This window comes from Clostridium sp., from assembly GCF_051278035.1.
Lineage (GTDB): Bacteria > Bacillota > Clostridia > Clostridiales > Clostridiaceae > Clostridium_AD.
Window position 1 is genome coordinate 1 of record NZ_JBNMNU010000072.1, and the last position, 20,536, is coordinate 20,536.

22 protein-coding genes are annotated in these 20,536 nt (G+C 30.8%); 9 read left to right on the top strand and 13 right to left on the bottom strand.

All coding sequences use genetic code 11. The features are described 5' to 3' along the window. Positions 1 to 388 (bottom strand): aldehyde dehydrogenase family protein (locus tag ACJAX4_RS11970; RefSeq protein WP_435789691.1); only part of this gene is annotated, 388 nt, incomplete at its 3' end. An 86-nt stretch (positions 389 to 474) separates the two neighbouring features. Further along, positions 475 to 783 (bottom strand): hypothetical protein, encoded by a 309-nt coding sequence (locus tag ACJAX4_RS11975; protein WP_435789692.1) that lies wholly within the window; start codon positions 781 to 783, stop codon positions 475 to 477. 59 nt (positions 784 to 842) lie between these two features. Between ACJAX4_RS11975 and ACJAX4_RS11980 the strand changes: the two genes are divergently transcribed. After that, positions 843 to 1,283 carry a hypothetical protein gene (locus ACJAX4_RS11980; RefSeq protein ID WP_435789693.1) on the top strand — a complete coding sequence of 147 codons (441 nt, stop codon included), beginning with the start codon at positions 843 to 845 and terminating at the stop codon, positions 1,281 to 1,283. Between the two features lie 103 nt (positions 1,284 to 1,386). Here ACJAX4_RS11980 and ACJAX4_RS11985 read toward each other — a convergent pair whose 3' ends face one another. The 5 genes from ACJAX4_RS11985 to ACJAX4_RS12005 form a co-directional block, all read right to left on the bottom strand. Further along, entirely contained in the window at positions 1,387 to 1,608 is a 222-nt protein-coding gene (locus ACJAX4_RS11985) for a DUF378 domain-containing protein (protein ID WP_435789694.1), read from the bottom strand. A gap of 82 nt (positions 1,609 to 1,690) precedes the next feature. Continuing rightward, a complete protein-coding gene (gene panD, locus ACJAX4_RS11990) occupies positions 1,691 to 2,074 on the bottom strand; it encodes an aspartate 1-decarboxylase (RefSeq protein WP_435789695.1) in 384 nt (127 codons plus the stop codon). Between the two features lie 4 nt (positions 2,075 to 2,078). Next, positions 2,079 to 2,924, bottom strand: coding sequence for a pantoate--beta-alanine ligase (gene panC / locus ACJAX4_RS11995; protein WP_435789696.1), 846 nt, complete (start codon positions 2,922 to 2,924; stop codon positions 2,079 to 2,081). A 62-nt stretch (positions 2,925 to 2,986) separates the two neighbouring features. Then, a complete protein-coding gene (gene panB / locus ACJAX4_RS12000) occupies positions 2,987 to 3,814 on the bottom strand; it encodes a 3-methyl-2-oxobutanoate hydroxymethyltransferase (RefSeq protein ID WP_435789697.1) in 828 nt (275 codons plus the stop codon). Further along, entirely contained in the window at positions 3,815 to 4,669 is an 855-nt protein-coding gene (locus ACJAX4_RS12005; protein ID WP_435789698.1) for a Rossmann-like and DUF2520 domain-containing protein, read from the bottom strand. 310 nt (positions 4,670 to 4,979) lie between these two features. On the opposite strand from ACJAX4_RS12005, the gene ACJAX4_RS12010 reads away from it, so the two are divergent. Continuing rightward, positions 4,980 to 5,396 carry a hypothetical protein gene (locus ACJAX4_RS12010; RefSeq protein ID WP_435789699.1) on the top strand — a complete coding sequence of 139 codons (417 nt, stop codon included), beginning with the start codon at positions 4,980 to 4,982 and terminating at the stop codon, positions 5,394 to 5,396. Positions 5,397 to 5,597: 201 nt separating this feature from the next. Here the strand turns inward: ACJAX4_RS12010 and ACJAX4_RS12015 are convergent, their stop codons facing one another. Next, a complete protein-coding gene (locus ACJAX4_RS12015) occupies positions 5,598 to 8,621 on the bottom strand; it encodes a vitamin B12-dependent ribonucleotide reductase (RefSeq protein WP_435789700.1) in 3,024 nt (1,007 codons plus the stop codon). Positions 8,622 to 9,009: 388 nt separating this feature from the next. On the opposite strand from ACJAX4_RS12015, the gene ACJAX4_RS12020 reads away from it, so the two are divergent. The 3 genes from ACJAX4_RS12020 to ACJAX4_RS12030 all read left to right on the top strand — a co-directional run bounded on the left by ACJAX4_RS12020 (position 9,010) and on the right by ACJAX4_RS12030 (position 10,979). Next, positions 9,010 to 9,516 carry a gamma carbonic anhydrase family protein gene (locus tag ACJAX4_RS12020; protein WP_435789701.1) on the top strand — a complete coding sequence of 169 codons (507 nt, stop codon included), beginning with the start codon at positions 9,010 to 9,012 and terminating at the stop codon, positions 9,514 to 9,516. Positions 9,517 to 9,620: 104 nt separating this feature from the next. After that, the gene (locus tag ACJAX4_RS12025; RefSeq protein ID WP_435789702.1) at positions 9,621 to 10,118 is read left to right on the top strand and encodes a GAF domain-containing protein; all 498 of its coding nucleotides are present in this window, start codon (positions 9,621 to 9,623) and stop codon (positions 10,116 to 10,118) included. Between the two features lie 21 nt (positions 10,119 to 10,139). After that, positions 10,140 to 10,979, top strand: a complete 840-nt coding sequence (locus tag ACJAX4_RS12030; RefSeq protein ID WP_435789703.1) for a CvfB family protein — start codon at positions 10,140 to 10,142, stop codon at positions 10,977 to 10,979. A 58-nt stretch (positions 10,980 to 11,037) separates the two neighbouring features. Here ACJAX4_RS12030 and ACJAX4_RS12035 read toward each other — a convergent pair whose 3' ends face one another. From ACJAX4_RS12035 to ACJAX4_RS12045, 3 genes are read right to left on the bottom strand one after another with little or no spacing between them, the layout of a single operon-like run. After that, complete coding sequence (locus ACJAX4_RS12035; protein WP_435789704.1) at positions 11,038 to 13,701, bottom strand: cation-translocating P-type ATPase; 2,664 nt, start codon at positions 13,699 to 13,701, stop codon at positions 11,038 to 11,040. Positions 13,702 to 13,761: 60 nt separating this feature from the next. Continuing rightward, positions 13,762 to 14,298: a chromate transporter gene (locus ACJAX4_RS12040; RefSeq protein WP_435789705.1), complete on the bottom strand. Its 537-nt coding sequence runs from the start codon at positions 14,296 to 14,298 to the stop codon at positions 13,762 to 13,764. Further along, positions 14,299 to 14,835: a chromate transporter gene (locus ACJAX4_RS12045; protein WP_435789706.1), complete on the bottom strand. Its 537-nt coding sequence runs from the start codon at positions 14,833 to 14,835 to the stop codon at positions 14,299 to 14,301. It lies immediately after the preceding gene. Between the two features lie 226 nt (positions 14,836 to 15,061). On the opposite strand from ACJAX4_RS12045, the gene ACJAX4_RS12050 reads away from it, so the two are divergent. Beyond that, a complete protein-coding gene (locus tag ACJAX4_RS12050) occupies positions 15,062 to 15,484 on the top strand; it encodes a YaaR family protein (protein WP_435789707.1) in 423 nt (140 codons plus the stop codon). A gap of 277 nt (positions 15,485 to 15,761) precedes the next feature. On the opposite strand, the gene ACJAX4_RS12055 is transcribed toward ACJAX4_RS12050, so the two are convergent. Continuing rightward, positions 15,762 to 17,672, bottom strand: coding sequence for an NAD(+) synthase (locus ACJAX4_RS12055; protein ID WP_435789708.1), 1,911 nt, complete (start codon positions 17,670 to 17,672; stop codon positions 15,762 to 15,764). A 445-nt stretch (positions 17,673 to 18,117) separates the two neighbouring features. Here ACJAX4_RS12055 and ACJAX4_RS12060 point away from each other — a divergent pair, with 445 nt between their 5' ends. Further along, complete coding sequence (locus ACJAX4_RS12060; protein ID WP_435789709.1) at positions 18,118 to 18,546, top strand: NfeD family protein; 429 nt, start codon at positions 18,118 to 18,120, stop codon at positions 18,544 to 18,546. A 28-nt stretch (positions 18,547 to 18,574) separates the two neighbouring features. Continuing rightward, positions 18,575 to 19,525, top strand: coding sequence for an SPFH domain-containing protein (locus ACJAX4_RS12065; protein ID WP_435789710.1), 951 nt, complete (start codon positions 18,575 to 18,577; stop codon positions 19,523 to 19,525). Between the two features lie 17 nt (positions 19,526 to 19,542). On the opposite strand, the gene ACJAX4_RS12070 is transcribed toward ACJAX4_RS12065, so the two are convergent. Continuing rightward, on the bottom strand, positions 19,543 to 20,136 hold the full coding sequence (locus tag ACJAX4_RS12070) for a flavin reductase family protein (RefSeq protein ID WP_435789711.1): 594 nt from the start codon (positions 20,134 to 20,136) through the stop codon (positions 19,543 to 19,545). A 203-nt stretch (positions 20,137 to 20,339) separates the two neighbouring features. On the opposite strand from ACJAX4_RS12070, the gene ACJAX4_RS12075 reads away from it, so the two are divergent. Beyond that, the coding region (locus tag ACJAX4_RS12075) for a hypothetical protein (protein ID WP_435789712.1) at positions 20,340 to 20,536 on the top strand (197 nt) is incomplete at its 3' end.

The following is a 20,536-nucleotide window of genomic DNA, read 5'->3' on the forward strand; positions in this document are numbered from 1 at the left end:
CTATAGTTTCACCTTCTAAATGTTTACCAGCATCTGCAGTAAATCTAATAAAATCTGCAGTTCGTTTTATCTCGGCAATACAAGAGTTTTTGTCTTTAGCTATTTCTGCTTGCATAATTGAAGATAAATAATCTATATTTTGATCTAAGAGTGTAGCACATTTATGCAAAATTGATGCACGAGAGCTAATTGGCATATCGGCCCAGGATTTTTGAGATTCTTTTGAATTTGAAATAACGGAGCTCGCCTCAGCGATACTCATAGCTGGTATTTTACCTACTAAATGATTGTCAACAGGAGATAAAATATCTATAGTATTTTTAGACGTAACCCATTCACCATTTATTAAATTCTTATAATTTTTATCTTGGCACATACTTTGAAACAATAAAAATCACCTCTCTTTTTTTATCTACTTTAATATAGTATTGGCCAAAGATAAGTATAATATTGATTCAAATGTTGAAGTTATGATTAATTGTGCCTTTTGGTTATAATATTTTGTATTATAGATATTTTATCATTAAGTGATTTATTTTCCGCCTTTAATTTTAATATGATTTTTTCAGCTGATTTATTTTTATTATGTTGAATATTTAAAGTTTGCTGTAAATTCTTATTTATATCCATTTTATTTTTAATAATTGGTTTATAAATTTTGCTTAAAGTAAAATTTTTGTTGATTATAAAGTATATTCTATTATAAAATGTAATTAGATATAATTTCATTTTTTTATTTATATATTTTATGTTATTATCAATCCAATTTATAAGTCCGTTCATATATAATCACCTCAATTACATTTTACCTATATAATACTAGGAAAGGCAAGGTAATAATAATGGATAGAGATAATAAAAATTATTATTTAAGTGTGGTAGAAAATAAAATCAATAAGCTTAATTACAAAAAAGAACAATACGATTTAGAATTAATAAAAGAAAACCAGCTTTTGAAACAGAATAATTCTGATATTGAGAAGTTGAAATTTGAAAAAAATATTTTACGAGATGGGTACAATAGCCTACTTGAATTACTTCAGAGTGATGGTATAATTTTTGAAATAAATTTTAGTGAATATATTCCACATCAATGGGAAAATTTATTTATGGTAAAAACTTTAAGTGGATATCAAATTAAAACTAAAGCAGGTAGTAATTTAATGATGTTAGATAAAGATATTTCAAATATATTAAAAGACATAAGCAAAAGAGACTCTTATAGCCTAATAGTTATAAGAACTACAGATAAAACTTCCTTGGTTCAGCTAAGATTCAAGTGATTTTTACACAGAACACTTAAATGTTGAAAAATAATATATTAAAAGTAAACAGTAAAAAGAAGCTAAGTTTAAAACTTAGCTTCTTTTTACTGTTTGATTGTAATTATTTAACTTCAGTTCTATCTCTGTCGCCATATCTGTCCCTTCCTAAGAAAGATAAAGCATATAATCCAGCTATACCGACTAAAGCAAATATTATTCTACTAAATGCTGTACCTGTTCCAAATAAGCTTGTTACAAGGTCAAATCGGAAAAATCCAATTAACCCCCAATTAACAGCTCCTATAATAACTAATACTAGTGCAGTAACGTCTAATGCTTTCAATGTATACATCTCCTTTTTAATAAAGTTTCCAATACTATTGTTTACAATTTTTTAAAAATTATTACTGCTTTATAAAAAAAAATTATTTAATTTCTCCAGGTATTTCATAACGTGTTATTTCTTTTATATTATTAGTGTTGTCAACAAATATTACGGTAGGGTTAAACACTTTTGCTTCCTCACTATTTATTTGGCAGTAAGTCATAATTATTATTTTATCACCAGGTTGAACACATCTTGCAGCGGCTCCATTTATACACATTACACCACTACCAGCATCTCCACAAATAGCATAGGTTTCAAACCTTTCTCCATTGTCGATGTCTACTATTTGAACTTTTTCATACTCTAAGATATTTGCATTTTCCATTAGTAATTTATCAATCGTTATACTTCCCACATAATTCAATTTAGATTCTGTAATAACGGCTCTGTGTATTTTAGATTTTAGCATAGTTAAAACCATTGTGTTATCCCTCCCATATAAAATTATCTATAAGTCTTGTTTTACCAATGTACACTGCGATGGCAACAAGAGTAGGTTTATTAACAAGTTCTATAGAATTTAGTGACAAAGCGTCTACAACTTCTATATAATCAATTCTAGCTAAAACTTCACTTTCAATTTGGTTTTTTATGTTTTCTTTTAATGTATCAGCAGATTTTTCTCCGGAAAATAATATTTCTTTACCTTTAGTAAGACTTTTGTTCAAAATTAAGGAAGCGTTTCTTTCTTTAGATGAAAGATAAGCATTACGGGAGCTTTTTGCCAGGCCATCTTCCTCGCGTACAATAGGACAACCAATTATTGTTATATCGATATTAAGGTCTCTTACCATTCTTTTTATTACAGCTAACTGTTGGGCATCTTTTTCACCAAAATAAGCGCTATCTGCAGGAATTATATTAAATAATTTTGAAACTACGGTACATACTCCGTCAAAATGACCAGGCCGTTTAGCACCACATAATCCATTTGTGAGTTCTCGTAGGCAGACATTTGTTACAGCATCATGGAAGTACATTTCCGAAACTTCAGGAATAAAAATTAAATTGGCTCCTGCATTTTCACAAAGAACTTTATCACTATCTAAATCTCTTGGGTATGAAGCTAAATCTTCGCCAGGACCAAATTGTATAGGATTTATAAATATGCTAACTATAACTTTCCCATTTTCACATGAAGCACGTTTTATGAGACTTTCATGACCTTCGTGTAAATATCCCATAGTAGGGACTAAGGCAATACTATAACCTTCTTTTTTCCATGCTTTTACTTGATTCCGTGCTTCTTCAATAGTTTTTACAATATTCATTTTTACAAACAAAGTAAGGTGTAATCAAATACCTTACTTTATCAGATTCACTTCCCTTCAAATTAATATAATTTATTTAAAATTTCCTCATCCATCTTAAAACAGTGTTCTTCGTTTGGAAAAGTTCCCGCGTCAACTTCTCTAATATATGATTTGAATCCTTCACGCATTAGGTCTCCAACATTTGCAAAATTTTTTACGAATTTAGGTTTGAAGTCTGAGAACATGTTAAGCATATCTTGATATACTAAAATTTGGCCGTCACATCCACCTCCAGCCCCTATTCCGATAGTTGGGATAGAGATTTCCTTTGATATAATGTCTGCGAGTTTAGATGGTATACATTCAAGTACAATAGCAAACGCACCTGCTGCTTCTATATTTTTAGCATCTTCAATAATCTTCTTTGCGTCAGTAATATTTTTTCCTTGAACTTTAAAGCCTCCAAACATATTAACAGATTGAGGGGTTAGGCCAATATGACCCATTACAGGAATTTGAGCTTTGACTATCGCACTAATTTGCGGGCAAACTATAGCTCCCCCCTCAAGCTTAATTGCCTCTGCTCCAGCTTCTTGTATAAATCTACCTGCATTTTTAACTGCATCATAATTTGAAGCTTGATAAGACATAAAAGGCATATCAGATACTAGAAGGGCATTCTTTGAGCCTCTAGCAACGGCCTTAGTATGATGTAGCATATCATCCATAGTGACGCTTAAGGTGTCCTTATACCCGAGACAAACCATTCCTAAGGAGTCTCCTACTAAAATTCCATTAACACCACATTCATCAATGAGCTTTGCCATGGAATAATCATAAGCTGTAAGCATTGTTAATTTCTTACTAGCTTTTTTCGCGGATATAAAAGTTGAAATTGAATTTTTCAATTAATTACCCCCTTGCGATTCTATATATTCTTTAAGCTTCTCATAATCGTCATTTTTATGCTTTTTCTCTGATAATGATAGTAATTTTAGTGATAAATTTTTATATAGATCTACGTCTTCTTTTGGAAGGGCATCCATATGCATTTTTACTGTGCCTACATCATTTCTTTCAACAGGACCAGTTAGTGCATTTATAAAGCCATTATTTTTTACATTATCAATATTATTTTGAATTAAGGGTAACAATGCTTCTAAAGCATCATTTTCACTAAGTCCACATTTACTTAAGTAACTGCATCCTGTATTGATTAAAGATAGTACAAGATTAGATACAGTGACGCTAGCTAAGTGGTAAAGTGCCTTATTATCACTATTAATAATAAAAGTTTTATTTCCTAGTGATTTTAAAAAAACTTCGATTTCATGCATATGATTTTCTGGTCCTTCTATAGAGAAAGATGCATTTTGTAAAGTCTTATAGGAGTTATATTTATCGGAAAAAGCGAAAATAGGGTGAATTGAGTATGCGAGTGCATCTGAATTGTTTATATTTGAAAAAATGCTAGAGGTTAAAGAGCCACTAGTATGACATATTATTTTATTAGTTAAGTTAAAAGTTGATAATTTCTGCCAAACTTTAATGATAGAGTCATCAGGAGTTGTAATGAAAATTATTGTACTATCCCGTGCCAAATCATTAATATTTTTGTAAGCTTTTGAATTAGTAAACTGGGATGCTTCTATAGCGTCTTTATATAAATTACTATAATATCCCGATAAACTTATTCCTTTCATGGAAAAATATTTTCCAAGGGAAAATCCTACCTTTCCACTTCCGATAAAGCCTATAACCATAATATCGCCTCCAATTTTATACAGTCTAAAAGATACCTCAAACATCTGAGGGTGGGAGACTCCTGTATAGCTGTCTCATTCATAAAGATATGAGCAGAAATTTAACTAAAAATAATATTTTAAACAATTAGGTGCAGTTCTTAATAGATACTACCCAAACACATTTTATCATATTTATTTTGTAATAGAAATATAAAAATATAAATTATTGCATAAGCTATTGATATATAGTAAGAAATGTTTGATAATGTATAGAGTAGGTTCATATACGATAGTGAAATATACGGAACTTATAGAAAGAGGGGATTAAGTGGATATATTTATTGCAATACTTAAGATTATTGTGGGTTCGATTGTTATGCTTGTAGTATATTATGGTTTAAAAACTTATGTATTACCTAAGATTAAAGTTAGTAAGTGGATAGTTCTTTCAGCAGCTATAGTAGTATTTATCGTGCCTATGCTCATATGGCCTAGCATGAATATAGTTGTAAGGAACTATGTAATACCAGGAATTGTTGTTATCTTATCTTTATGGTTTATGGATTTATCAGGATTTTTAAAAAAGAGAAATGCTTCTAAAACAAATTATACAACTATGGGTAATAAAAAAGATAATAAGAAGGACGTTGTAATTAGGCCTAAGGCTAAACCGAATAGAGTTAAGAATAACGTTGTAATTAGTCCAAAGGATAAACCGAAGAGCGGTAAGAACAATAAGAAATAAAAATAATTTAAAAAGGAGTATAGATTTTAATATAAAATCTATACTCCTTTTTTAGTACACTTTAATTCCACCTACATAGGTTTCTAAAACTGTTATATTTTTTATATTGTGATTATTTATAGTAGTTTGAAAAATAAAAACCCTCTGGAGATTAATCCAGAGGGTTAAGTGTAAAATAAAACAAATCTTAAAGGTTAGGGGTTAGCTACACCCCGTAGTTGTTCCGCAATCCAAACAAACCTTGCAAGTACCACTTTTAACAAGTTTAGTACTTGAACAATGAGAGCAGGTTTCAGAGTATAATCTTTCACCTTTAGGTTCTTCAGTGATTTCAGAACAAGATGTAATATCATCTTCCACTATGCTAGCTGAAATTTCATTCTCATCACCCATTAGTGGATTTCTAGGTATATTATTTCCGTATCCTTCAGGCTTAACTTGGCATCTGCTAAAGTCACCTAGTTCTATGTCAATAATCTTGCTAATTAAATCAGAAATAGAAGAAACTGATTTAATGTAAGGATGCTTTTGTACGAAACCATAAGGTTCGAACTTTTGTCCTCTAAGCATTTTAGATATATCTTCTGCAGGAACATGATATTGAAGCATTACTGAAATTGATTTTGAAAGAGAATTAAGCAGCCCAGTAATAATTGTTCCTTCCCTATCTGTTGTTATATATATTTCAGAAATTTTTCCATCAGAACGTCTATTTACAGTAGTATAGACTTTTACGTCATCAATTTGAGCAGGATGAGTAGTCCCATAACGTATTCCAATTGGTTTTTCTCTTGTAGAATGATTATTAATTTCATGTAGCGATTTTGCTTTATTTAAAAGATCCTTGTAAGATAAATCTTCAAGTAATAGTTCTTTATCCTCGGATAAAGAAGTGTTAAGTGGTTGGCTTGCCTTTGAGCCATCTCTATATAAGGCAATTCCTTTAACACCTAATTTCCATGACCTTAAGATAACTTCTTTGAAATCTTCAATGGTAGCAGTTTTAGGTAAATTTACAGTTTTTGATATAGAACCAGATATCATTGGAGTTATTGCTGCCATCATTAGAACATGTCCCATATAAGTAATATATCTTTTTCCGCTACCACATTTGTTTGCAGTATCGAAAATAGACAAATGTTCAGGTTTTAAATGTGGAGCTCCTTCAATTTTACCATCAATAAGTTTTTCGTATTCAAAGCCATTTTCATTAACTTTTTCTTTTCTTAGAATATAGTGAAGAATATCATTTGTTTCACTCTGCGAATATCCTAGGCCAATTAAAGAATCCTTAATTACAGGGTTTACGATGGTCATATATCCACCACCAGATAATTTCTTATAAATAAAATGGCTGAAATATGGTTCTATAGAGGTTGCACCACAATCCATGGCAAAAGAAATAGTACCTGTAGGAGCTATAACTGTAACTTGAGCATTTCTAAAACCATATTTTTCTCCACTACTGAGTGCTTTTGACCAAGAATTTTTAAGGGTTTCACTTATATAACCTAGTGAGTTATTACTTAAAATATCATGATTAACTTTTATAGGTTCATAATTTAAATTCTCGTATTTACTATTTAGTGCGCCAGCTGCTCTAGCGTGGTTTCTTATTACTATTTGCATATGGTCTTTGTTAATTTCATATTTTTGGAAAGGAGCTAGTTCCTTTGCCATAAGTGATGAAACATAATAAGACTGCGCAGTCATTATTCCAGTTAGGGATGAAGCTATATTTCTAGCATCTTCTGAGTCATATGGGTGTCCCATTACCATAAATAAAGAGGATAAGTTTGCGATTCCAAGGCCTGTGGTTCTAAATAAATATGTTTTTCTTGCTATATCTTCAGTTGGAAACTGCCCCCAATGCACTGAACCTTCAAGAACTAATTGTGTAAGTCCTATTAAATGTACATATCCATCTATATCAAATTTTTTAGTTTCAGCATCATAAAATTTATGAATGTTAATAGATGCTAAATTACATGAAGTATCATCTAAAAATGCATATTCTCCACAAGGATTAGTTGAATTAATTCTATTATGTTTAGCATTAGATATTCCATCTTCTCCAGCTGGACAGGTGTGCCATGCATTAAAGGTGTCATCAAACTGAGGAGCAGGATCAGCACATTGCCAAGCAGATTTGTTAAGGGTATCCCATAGAGTTTTAACCTCTATATCTTTATTAACTGAATCATCTGTTCTACCTTTAAGAGTAATAGTTTGTTTAGGAGCTTTTGAAAGGTTATCCACCTTTGTCATGAACTCATTTGAGAGTCTTATAGAATTGTTTCCGTTTTGGCCGGATACAGTTTCATAAGCTTCTCCCTCGAAATTACCATCATAGCCCATTTTAGTCAGTGCACGTACCTTATCTTCTTCTTTAGCTTTCCATGTCATAAATTCCATTATTTCAGGGTGGTTAATATCAAGACATAGCATCTTAGCTGCACGTCTTGTAGTTCCGCCAGATTTTATTGCTCCAGCATTTCTATCAAGCCCTCTTAAAAAGCTCATAAGGCCTGAAGAAATACCACCACTAGATAAACATTCACCCTTACCTCTTATGGAAGAGAAATTAGTTCCTGTTCCAGAACCACCTTTAAATAATTTGGTTTCTGTTACATACTGCTCTGAAATCGAGTGCTTACCAAGAAGTTTATCTTGGATTGAGAGAATAAAACAAGCTGAAGCTTGAGTTCTTGTATAAGCATCTTTACTTTTAACTATTTTTTTCTCTTTTTCATCATAATAAAAATTATTCAATGAACCGCCTTCTATACCATAGGATAGGTTAAGGCCTGTATTAAACCATTGAGGAGAATTTGGAGCAAACATTTGATTTAAAAATGCATATGTTAATTCATCATAAAGAATGATTTTTTCCTCTTTAGATTTTATAACAGTCTCAGAAATTAAGGCTTCGCACCAAAAATTAACAAGTCTATGAGAGACCATTTTCATACTATTTTCATAACCATCTTTAGTTGGAACACCAGATTTTCTGAAATACTTTGAAGCAATAATATCGCAAGAATTTTGAGAGTAGTTCTCTGGAAATTCTAAATTTTTCATATCTACAAGTATTTTATTAGTTTTATGGTCTTTTAAGATAACATCTACCTTTTTCCATTTAAACAAATCAAAAACAGTTTTAGTTTTATCCGTGTCCAATTCCTTTGTGTAAAATCTTTTAATTAAATTTTTAATCTCCGTCATAATTAATACTAGCTTAAAAAAAACTAGTATAGTCACCTCCTGTTTATTTACCTATGGTTAAAAAGTTATAAATCATGTAAAATATAGACTCTATATGTTGCGGTTACTACACTAAAATATTTAACAGTTATTTAAATTGAGTCTATGTGCTAAAATAGTAACACACACAATATGTAGTAAGTATAAAGAAATACGCAACTATATATGGTATTATATAATTAAACAGCGGAAATATCAATAGCAATTAGACACTAAAAATATTTAATAATATATTGAATTATTGTTGATATTATATAATATTTGTGCATAATAAAAATAAAAATAAAATGTTATTTTTTCTGCTGTATAATAGATAGATAATAAATTTTAAAAGAGGGGATGCAAACTTATGATACATCAATTTGAGGGGAAAATGCCGAAGGTAGATAACAATTCCTTTATTGCAAGTAGTTCAGACGTTATAGGTAATGTATTTATAGGAGAGCACAGCAGTGTTTGGTTTGGGGCTGTACTTAGAGGGGATCAAGATTCATTACATATAGGTAATTATACAAATATTCAAGACAATTCCACGATTCATAATGATGAGGGTTTTCCAGTTATTATTGGAGATCATGTAACAATAGGACATAATGCTATAATACATGGCTGTAAAATTTCAAATAATACGTTAATTGGTATGGGAAGCACTATACTAAATGGAGCTGAAATTGGTGAATATACCATTATAGGTGCTGGAAGCTTAGTTACTAAGGGAAAGAAAATACCTTCTGGTGTCCTTTGTATGGGCGTACCGGCAAAGGTTATTCGCAATCTGACTATGGAAGAAAAAGAAAGCATAAAAAAATCTGCAGAGCATTATGTAGAACTTTCAATGAAATATGCTTTTTTATAAAATAAATTAGTATAGAGACCACTAATTTTAAAAATAGCTTTTAATTTCACTGATTTTTAACTACAATAGAAGGAGATACATACCGTTTTTTAGGAGTGATAAAAATGATTAAATTAAAAGGAATAGAAAAGATGACAAATGAGCAGAAATATAAATATATGCTCATTGTTTTAGAGGGACAGCTCAGTTCAGAAAAAAATGATCTGGCAAATTTGTCTAATGCTACGGCAATTATTAAAGCAATTATGGATAAGGTAAATTGGGTAGGATTTTACATACTTAGAGAAAATTCATTGGTCCTTGGAACCTTTCAGGGCCTTCCAGCTTGTAACAGAATAGAAATAGGTAAAGGGGTCTGCGGAACAGCAGTAGCGCAGAGAAAGCTTCAGCGTATAGAAAATGTAAATGAATTTCCAGGACATATTGCCTGTGACTCTGCTTCTAAATCAGAAATTGTTATACCTATAATAAAAGAAGGTGTAGTTTATGGAGTTTTGGATGTGGATAGCCCTGAGCTTGGAAGATTTACGGAGCTTGAAGAAAAATATTTGGTTCAATTTGTTTCTAAACTTAACAAATACATAGATTGGTCAAAAGTTTAAATAAAAGGTAGGAGATTGCATATGATAAAAACAGGAGATATTAATAGTTTAAAAGTAGTTAGAAGAGCAGAATTTGGTTATTATTTAGACGCAGAGACTGGCGATACAAGTGATGACGTACTACTTCCAATGAAAAGTACATTAGGTAGAGCACTTAATACTGGCGATGAAGTCGAAGCGTTTATATACAGAGACTCAAGTGATAGATTAATTTCTACCCTTAAAAAACCCCTTGCAAAGGTTGGAGATTTGGCTTATCTTAAGGTAGTTGACATTACTGATATTGGAAGTTTTGTAGAAATTGGTTTAGAAAGAGATGTACTCGTTCCTTTTAAGGAAGAAAACTATAAATTAGAAACAGGAAAGAAATATCTTTTTCATATATACTTAGATAAGACAGGAAGAATCGCTGCAACTACATTTATTGATAAATATTTATATGAAACAGATTCTTTTGATATTGATGACGAAGTAGAGGGTACAGTATATGGGATTCAAACTAATGGTACGGTTATGATAGCTATTGATGATATTTATAGAGCAGTTATTTTAAGAAATGAGAATTATAATAACCTAACACCTGGAGAAAGATTAAAAGTAAGAGTGAAAAAATATTATGAAGATGGTAAAATGGACGTAACAGCAAGAAAACCAAGGCTCGAAGAAAGAGATGAAGTTGAAGAACAAATACTAGAGTATTTAAAGACTTGTAATGGGTCTATGCCATACAATGATAAGAGTTCACCAGATGATATAAAGAAAGTTTTTAAAACTAGTAAAAACGCCTTTAAAAGAGCTTTAGGAGGACTTATGAAAAGTGGCCTAATTCATCAAGATGAAGAAGGTACCAAATTAAAATAATTATATAAATACAAAAGAGTAAAAGTCTGATGAGTTAATTCATCAGACTTTTACTCTTTTATAATTTAGATGAGCTACGTTTAAATATTTTCACTATTTCATTAAAGAGTAATGGCATAAGGGATAGAACTGTGACAAAGCCCCAATCAATTAAACTTAAATCGTGAACACTAAAAGCGTTTGAGAAAAATGGTATTGTTATTATTAGATCTTGTAATACTATACCAAAAAATATAGCTCCGATTAAATATTTATTAGAAAATAATCCTATTTGGAATATGGACTTTTTACCGTTTCTCATATTCAGTGAATGAACTAGTTGGGAAACACTAAGAACCACAAAGGCCATAGTTTGTGCATGTTTCAGCGCATCTTTTGATAGATTTCCAGGGAACAATGGGAATAAATTAGGGTCCCCACTATAATATTTTGCACCCACTATAAATGCTGTCAAGGTTAATATACCTATTAATGTTCCATTAAGAAGTAAGTTTAGAAGTTCACCCGTAAATAAACTATCCTTTGGATTTCGCGGTTTATACTTCATTACGTCAGGGTCACCAGGATCTATACCTAAAGCGAGTGCTGGCAGTGTATCTGTAATTAAGTTAACCCATAATATGTGGATAGGTCTAAGTGGAGTAGCCCAGCCTAAAAGTATGGCGAGAAATAGTGCTATAATTTCTCCAATATTACAGGATAGGAGGAAGATTATAGTTTTCTTTATATTTGTAAAGATGTTTCTCCCTTCTTTTATTGCAGAAACAATAGTTGAAAAGTTATCGTCTACAAGTATCATATCAGCAGCGCCTTTAGCAACATCGGTGCCTGTTATCCCCATGGCTACACCTATATCTGCCATTTTAAGTGATGGCGCATCATTTACTCCGTCACCAGTCATTGATACAATGTTGCCCTTGGCTTTAAGGGCCTTTACAATTTCAACTTTGTGTTCTGGGGAAACTCTTGCAAATACTCTTATATTATCTATTTTACTGTTTAGCTCTTCCTCAGACATATTATCAAGCTCAGATCCAGACATAACGGCTAGAGGATCTTGAGTAATATTTAGTTCTTTGGCTATAGCAAAAGCAGTGTTTTTATGGTCGCCAGTTATCATTACAGTTTTTATTCCGGACTTCATACACTCTGAAATAGAATCCTTAACTACAAGTCTTGGTGGATCTATCATACCTACAAGGCCAATAAGAATTAAATCACTTTCGAGTGAATCTATATCTACATGAGAGTTTGGGATAATTTTATAAGCCGCACCTAGAACTCTTAGTGCGTCATCAGACATATCATAGGATGCGGTTAATATGTCGTCTTTAATTTTAGGGGTAATATCTACTATAACGCCTTTAATAATTGCCTTAGTACACAGCTTTATAAGATTATCAATAGCACCCTTTGTCATTACATAAAGTTCATTATCATATTTATTTACAGTGGACATTAATTTCCTATCTGATTCAAAAGGAACCTCATCTATTCTTATATGATCTTTTTCTAGTTCGTCTTTAAAAATGTTATAGTTGACGCCGGCTACGAGTAGAGCAATTTCCGTGGGATCACCAGTCTTTGAGTTTGAAGAGTAAGTGGCATCATTACATAAAACAAGGTTTTCAAGGAGGAGCTTATGGCCACTTTTATCAATATTTAGGGTGTCTATATTTGCAGTGGAACCATCTATATAAAATTTTGTTACTGTCATTTTATTTTGGGTTAGTGTTCCTGTTTTGTCTGAGCATATAATATTTACAGAACCCAGTGTTTCAACGGCAGGTAATTTTCTAACAATAGCATTTTTCTTTATCATTTTCTGAACACCCATAGCAAGAACTATAGTTACTATGGCAGGAAGACCTTCAGGAATGGCAGCAACTGCTAAACTTATTGAAATAAGTAGCATTTCAAGGAGATCTCTTTTTTGAAGCACGCCAACTAAAAACATAAGAGCACATACGAGTAGTGCACCTATTCCTAGGTATTTTCCAAGCTCAGCGAGTTTCTTTTGAAGTGGGGTTTCACTGTCTACTTTTTCATCTAACATTTTAGCTATTTTCCCTATTTCAGTATTCATGCCAGTGGATACAGCTATACCTACACCTCTACCATAGGTTGCAAGTGTAGACATGAAGAGCATGTTTTTTTGATCACCTAGGGGGATATCGCTGCCTGTTAATACTAAATCAGCATCTTTATCTACTGGTACAGATTCTCCGGTAAGTGTTGATTCTTCAATTTTCAAATTGGCAGTTTCAATAAGTCTCATGTCGCAAGGGACATACCGTCCAGCATCAATTATTATAACATCGCCAGGTACGACCTGTTCAGAGGAAATTTCTCTTAATTCCCCATCTCTTTTAACTACAGCTTTAGGTGTAGATAATTTTTCCAGTGCATCAAGAGCTTTTTCTGCTTTAGCCTCTTGAATAATCCCTACTGTAGCATTAATAAAAATTACAATAGCAATTATAATTGAGTCACTTGTTTCTCCTAAAATACCTGATATTACTGCAGCTGCAATCAAAATATAAATTAAAATATCATTTAATTGGGCAAAAAAAAGTGCTAATAGAGTTTTGGGTTTTTTACTTGCTAATTTATTTAATCCGAATTTATCTCTTTTTAGTTCCATTTCTTTTTGAGAAAGTCCTATTACTGGATTAGTCTCCAATTCTTTTAAAACTTCCTCAATAGTTTTGTTGAAAAACATGAATATCACCTCACGTTTAGTATTTGTTATTATAATGTATTTTATTATATGATATGATAGTTAAATAGGTATTAAACCATAAAATATAAAACCTAAGATGGCTGAAATCACTATTACTAAAATTGGATGAAGTTTATTCGTAAGTAGTAGTCCCATAATTATGACTCCGATTACTACACTTTTAATGTCTTTATAAGATTCTTTTCCAAGAGATAAAAACACGGAGATTATAAGACCAATCAGTGCAGGTCTCATACCTAATAAGGCCGCTTTGAGTATATATGATTCTTTGAATTTTAACATATAGTGATTAGCTACGGACACTAATACAAAAGAAAATGAAATTACACCTAGGGTTGCAGAAAGGCTACCTAATATACCAGAAACTTTGAAACCTACAAAAGTAGCTGAATTTATAGCTATAGGTCCTGGAGTCATCTGCGATACACCTATAATATCAATAAAATCTTTAAAGGTAATCCATTTATGATTTGTTACAATTTCTCTTTCGATAAGAGGAAGCATAGCATAGCCACCTCCAAAGCTAAAGGAACCTATTTTTAAGAAGGATAAATAAATTTTAACTAGAATAGACATTTACTTCACCTTCTTTCCGAGAAAGATAACTCCATATAAACCAGATAAAAGTATAACTATTACAGGATGTACATTAAGAAACAATATACTTACCAAGGAAACTATAATTATAATAAGATTTGCATAACTTTTCTTTAAAGATTTAGACAAGCTTACCACAGCTATTAGTATAAGCATTGGTACGGCAGCCGCAATGCCTTTAAAAACTAAATCTACATAATAATAATCCCTAAATTTCATAAAAAAAACAGCAACGCATAATATTATAAAAAAAGAGGGTAAAACAACTCCAAGTAGCCCAATAATAGCGCCTAAGAAACCACTAATTCTATAACCAATAAATATGCTGCTATTAACAGCTAATGCACCAGGGAATGTTTGAGAAATAACAATTATATCTAAGAAATCTTCTTTAGAAATCCACTGTTTTTTATTTACAACTTCAATTTCTATTAGTGGTATCATTGCGTAGCCACCGCCAAAAGTAAAAGCTCCTATTTTAAAGAAGGTCCAAAACATAGTTAATATTTTTTTCATTTGCTCACCTCTATGAACTTAAAATTTTAGTCTATTAACAATCTATAATAATTACTATACAATTATACTAATATTAAAAAAAAATGGCAAATTTATCAGAGAAAAAAATAATTTTTTATTGTATATATTTTTTTGTTGAAAGTTCGATATAATGTATATAGGAATATAATTTAAATATAAAAAGTTTGAAAAATTAATATAGATACATTATGAGAGGGAAAAAACTATGGAAATATCGAGATCAAGAAGAAATACACCTATAGTAAAAGACAAGAAAGCAATATCTAGTAAAATGGATTTTTCTAAAAATTTTAGTTTCGCAAGGCAACAAAAGTCAGAACAACAACTTAAGGATATAATGGATGATATAAAAAAGAAAGGAAACAGATTATCTATTACAAAATGCTTTGCAGATGTGAAAGCATATAAGAATTTAATTAAAGAATACTTGGACTCTGTTTTAAAGCACATGTATGAGGTGAAAAAGGATATTAGCTTTTGGCAAACACAATACTTTATAACAGTAGATATTCTGGATACAAAACTAGAAGAACTTACGCAACTGTTATTGAATGGAGAAAAAGAAAATCTAGAAGTAGCAAATACAATTGATGAAATTTCTGGACTTATCGTAGACATTTACAAATAAAAAATAAAAAAAATATATATTACTAGTAATGCCTCATCTTCTCTAAGAACTCCTAAATTAAGTTTTACTTATTTTGCTAAAAAACATAAACTCGCTGTCGCTCAAACATATGTTTTTCTTAACGCAAATTAAATAAAACTAAATATGGAGTTCTAAAGCTCGATTCAATGCATTATACGTAATATATACTTTTTTTGCGTGCAAAAAAATTGATAACAAAACTGATGAAGGAGCTATTAAAGCCCCTTACACAATTCAATATATGTTTTAATTTTCTCTAAAGGAAAGATTTAAAACTAGCATCTGAAGGCATTCTGAGATCGCCTCTTGGAGATACGCTTATAGTTCCGACTTTTGGACCATCCGGAAGAGCTGAGCGTTTAAATTGTTGAGTAAAAAATCTTTTAATAAATTTATCTAACCATTTGGTTATTTCATCTTCTGTGTAAATATCTTTAAAGGCCTCTTTAGCTAAGAATAATATTTTTTCTGGACGAGTACCTAGTTTCATGAAATAGTAAAGGAAAAAATCATGAAGTTCATATGGGCCTACAATATCTTCAGTTTTTTGAGTTATTTCGCCACTCTTATCTTTAGGTAAAAGTTCCGGACTTATAGGAGTATCAATAATGTCTAAAAGTATATCGGTAACTTCGACTGAGGATTCCTTATCCGCTACATATCTAACTAAATACTTTACCAAAGTCTTAGGAATCGAGCAATTTACAGAATACATAGACATATGATCTCCATTATATGTGCACCAACCTAGAGCAAGCTCTGATAAATCTCCTGTGCCTACTAATAGTCCGCCCTCCTTATTAGCAAGGTCCATAAGGATTTGCGTTCGTTCTCTTGCCTGAACATTTTCATAAGTTACATCATGTTTTTCTATTGGGTGATTTATGTCTTTAAAATGTTGAAGACAAGCATCTACTATATTAATTTCTCTAAGTTCTGTACCTAAATTTTTACATAGGTTTATTGCATTCATATATGTTCTGTCTGTTGTTCCAAAGCCAGGCATAGTTACTGTGACAATGTTTTTTCTTGGAAGTTTTAAAAGGTCAAAGGTTTTAACTATAACTAGTAAGGCTAAAGTTGAATCAAGTCCACCTGATATACCAACTATAGCTTTATTAAGGCCAGTATATGAAAATCTTTTAGCTAGTGCAGATGATTGAATATTAAATATTTCACTGCAACGTATTTCACGCTGATATTTATTAGAAGGAACAAAAGGATTCTTATCTATATTTCTATCGAAAACTCCATAATCTGTATTAGAAAATTCAAAAGGGATTTCATGAATTTCAAAAGGACATATAGAGGCACTATTCCTATAACTTATATTTTTTAATCTTTCATTATTTAATTTATCTATATCAATAATGGAAGTGATTATTTCATTCTCTCTTTGAAACCTATTATTTTCTTTTAGAAGTAAACCATTCTCACTAATTAAAAGATGGCCACTAAAAAGTAAATCTGTTGAGGATTCAAAAACACCAGAGGATGCGTATAAATAAGAACACATACACCGTGCGCTCTGAGATGAAATTAAGGATTTTCTGTAATCAGCTTTGCTAACAAGTTCGTTAGATGCAGATAGATTAGCAATTATATTTGCACCTAGAAGAGTTAAGTAACTACTTGGTGGAATGGTCACCCAAAGATCCTCACAGACCTCAAATCCAAATTTAATATTGTTATAAGTGAATAATAAATTTGTTCCAAAAGGAATATTCTTTTCAAAAGAAAGATTTACAGTTTTGTTTATTATGCCAAGTCCTTCAGTAAACCATCTTTTCTCATAAAACTCAGAATAATTTGGAATATAACTTTTTGGTACTATGCCTAAAACATTACCTTTAAATATTACATAAGCACAATTGTATAAACAATTGTTAAAATACAACAGAGAACCTACAGCAATTAAAATATCTTTATTTTTGGAAAACTCACATAAAGAGTTAATTGCTTTTTCAGATTTTTCGATTAGCTCCTGTTGTAAAAATAAATCAGCACAAGTGTAAGCCGTTATGCAAAGTTCTGGGAAAACTATGAATTTTGATTTTTCATCTAAAGCTTTTTGAATACAGTTTTGTATATTAATTAAGTTAAATTCTATATCTGCCACATTTACAATTGGACAAGCAGCAGAGACTTTTATAAAAGAAGTTTTCAAACTAATTCACGACCTTTCTTTTGTTTTTTAATATAGTATATGTAAAATTCACTTTATATAACAAATATTCACTAAAATTATATCATTATATTAGCTTTATTAGTAGAGTACTAAGAAACATTGCATGCTCTCCTTTTTCTGTATATTCTATATCTAATTATTTAAATATTTTTTAGTAATTGAAATAATTAGATAATGAGAGTAAATAGGGGGTAACCATCATACAAGATATTAAAGAGTATGTAATAACGTATAACAAGCTTAAATAAACCTTTATACAGCATAATTTATACTGTATAATTAATTAAGGACAAAAAAGTTCCGGTTGTAATATTATTACAACATAATAGTGTTATAAAACAAAAAAAGATATATAATAAAAGTGGGAACTTGTAATACTATAAAGAGGTTTATTATATTAGTTAATATTTGAAAGGGGTGTAATATGGACTGGATGGTATTGGTATTTTGGATAGCGGTGGCATTAGCGTCACTATATATTGACATTACAACTAGTAGTTTTATGTTTATATGGTTTGCTATAGGTGCAATTGCAGCAATAATTGCTATGGTATTTGGTGCATCAGGAGTCACTCAAACAATTATTTTTGTAGCTGTTAGTGCAATATTTATGGCTATTGGATATCCTATAGTTAAGAAAACTATAAAGAAAACTGTAACGAAAACACTGACTATGGAAGAAGAATACATCGGAAATGAATTTATAATAACGAAAGATATCGATGTAAAAGGAAATGTTAAGTTTCAAGGGATTTATTGGACAGTGAAAAATGTAGGGAAACCTTTAAAAAAGGGTGACTCAGTTCAAGTTATTGGACTCGAAGGAAATAAATTATTAATCGCGAAAGTATAAATTATATTAAATTTAAGGAGGAATTGTAATGAGTTTTGGACCAATTATTGGGTTGTTTTTATTATTAATATTAGTTATCATGATTTTATCTTCTATTAAAATTGTTAATACTGGATCAGTGATGTTAGTAGAAAGATTTGGTCAGTTTCAAAGGATTCTTGAGCCAGGTTGGCATTTAACAATACCATTTGCAGATTTTATTAGAAGAAAAATTTCTACAAAGCAACAAATACTAGACATACAACCACAAAATGTTATAACTAAAGATAATGTTAATATATCAATTGATAATGTTATATTTTATAAGGTGACTGACTCAAAGGATGCAGTGTACAATATTGAGGATTACAAATCAGGTATTGTGTACTCAACTATAACTAATATGAGAAATATTGTGGGCGATATGACTTTGGATGATGTATTATCAGGAAGAGATAGAATAAATTTAAGACTCCTGGAAATAATCGACGAAATAACTGACGCTTACGGAATCAAAATACTATCTGTAGAAATTAAAAATATTATTCCACCAAATGAAATTCAACAAGCGATGGAAAAACAAATGAGAGCAGAAAGAGATAAGAGAGCTTTTATTCTTACAGCAGAGGGTGAAAAACAAAGTCAAATTGAAAGAGCAGAAGGGCATAAACAAGCTCAAATATTAAGTGCTGAGGCTGAAAAACAAGCAACTATAAGGCGTGCAGAAGGACTTAAAGAATCTCAACTTCTTGAAGCGGAAGGTAAAGCACGCGCAATAGAAGCTATTGCAATCGCAGAAGCTTCTGCAATAAGAAAAGTTAATACAGCGATTATAGAGTCAGGTACGAACGAAACAGTAATAGCATTAAAACAAATTGAAGCGCTTAAAGAAATGGCTAAGAATCCAGCTAATAAACTTATACTTCCAAATGAAACATTGTCAAGTTTAGGTAGTATATCAGCGATAGCTGAAATGCTAAAAATGAGTAAAACAATATAAAAAGAAAGCCTGAGAAATCAGGCTTTCTTTTTATGTTTCTTTTTATTTTTTTTCTGAACAGAATAACCAAACTTTCCGAGTGGTTTGGAATTAACACTAAAATATTCACCGTGGGAATAAGTAATAAGATCTGCTTTTTCAAAATGAATTTTTCCGTTAGTATCTATTAAATCATCATTCACATGGGTATTAACAATTTCAGCTAAAAATAAATCGTGGGTTCCAAGTGGGGTAATGCTTTTAACGACGCACTCTAGAGATATTGGGCACTGAGAGATTAAAGGAGCGACTACATCTTTACTGTTTTCAGTAGTGAAATTCATTTCATTTATTTTATCTATTTGCTTTCCTGAACGTACACCGCAGTAATCAACTTCTCTAACCATTTTAGAATTAGGAAGATTTACTACAAAGCTACCATTTTCTTTTATATATTCATATGAAAGTCTTTCAGGCCTTATGGCTACAGTTATCATTGGTGGTTTAGTACAAGCCATTCCTATCCAGGCAACTGTAAAAACATTTATTTTTCCATCTTTATTTTTTGATGTAATTAGTACTACAGGAACAGGATTTAGCATTGCACTTCCTTTAAAAATAGTTTTTGTCATATATTATATTCACTCCCGTATATCTAACATAGCTAGTTAAAATATTTTGTATTGTATAACATTACTCATTATACAATAATTTAAGTGATTTATACAACTGCAAATAATAGTAATAATATGGTATAATATTAATGTGGTATAGGACATAAGGTACAGGGAGTATGTAAACCATAGCAAAGTAAAATATAGGTATGGTGATAATTATGACAATATTAGGTGAAGTAATATATGGCGCTGGGAAAATAGTTGGGAATACAGCGGAGTATAGTATTAAAAAAACAGGAGACATTATATCTAATATAGCAGAAATTTCAGGTAAGAAGAAATTAGCTAAAAATACATTAAAATATATTGCAATTGCATCAAAAATGTTTGGTAAAACTACAAAAATAACAGCGGC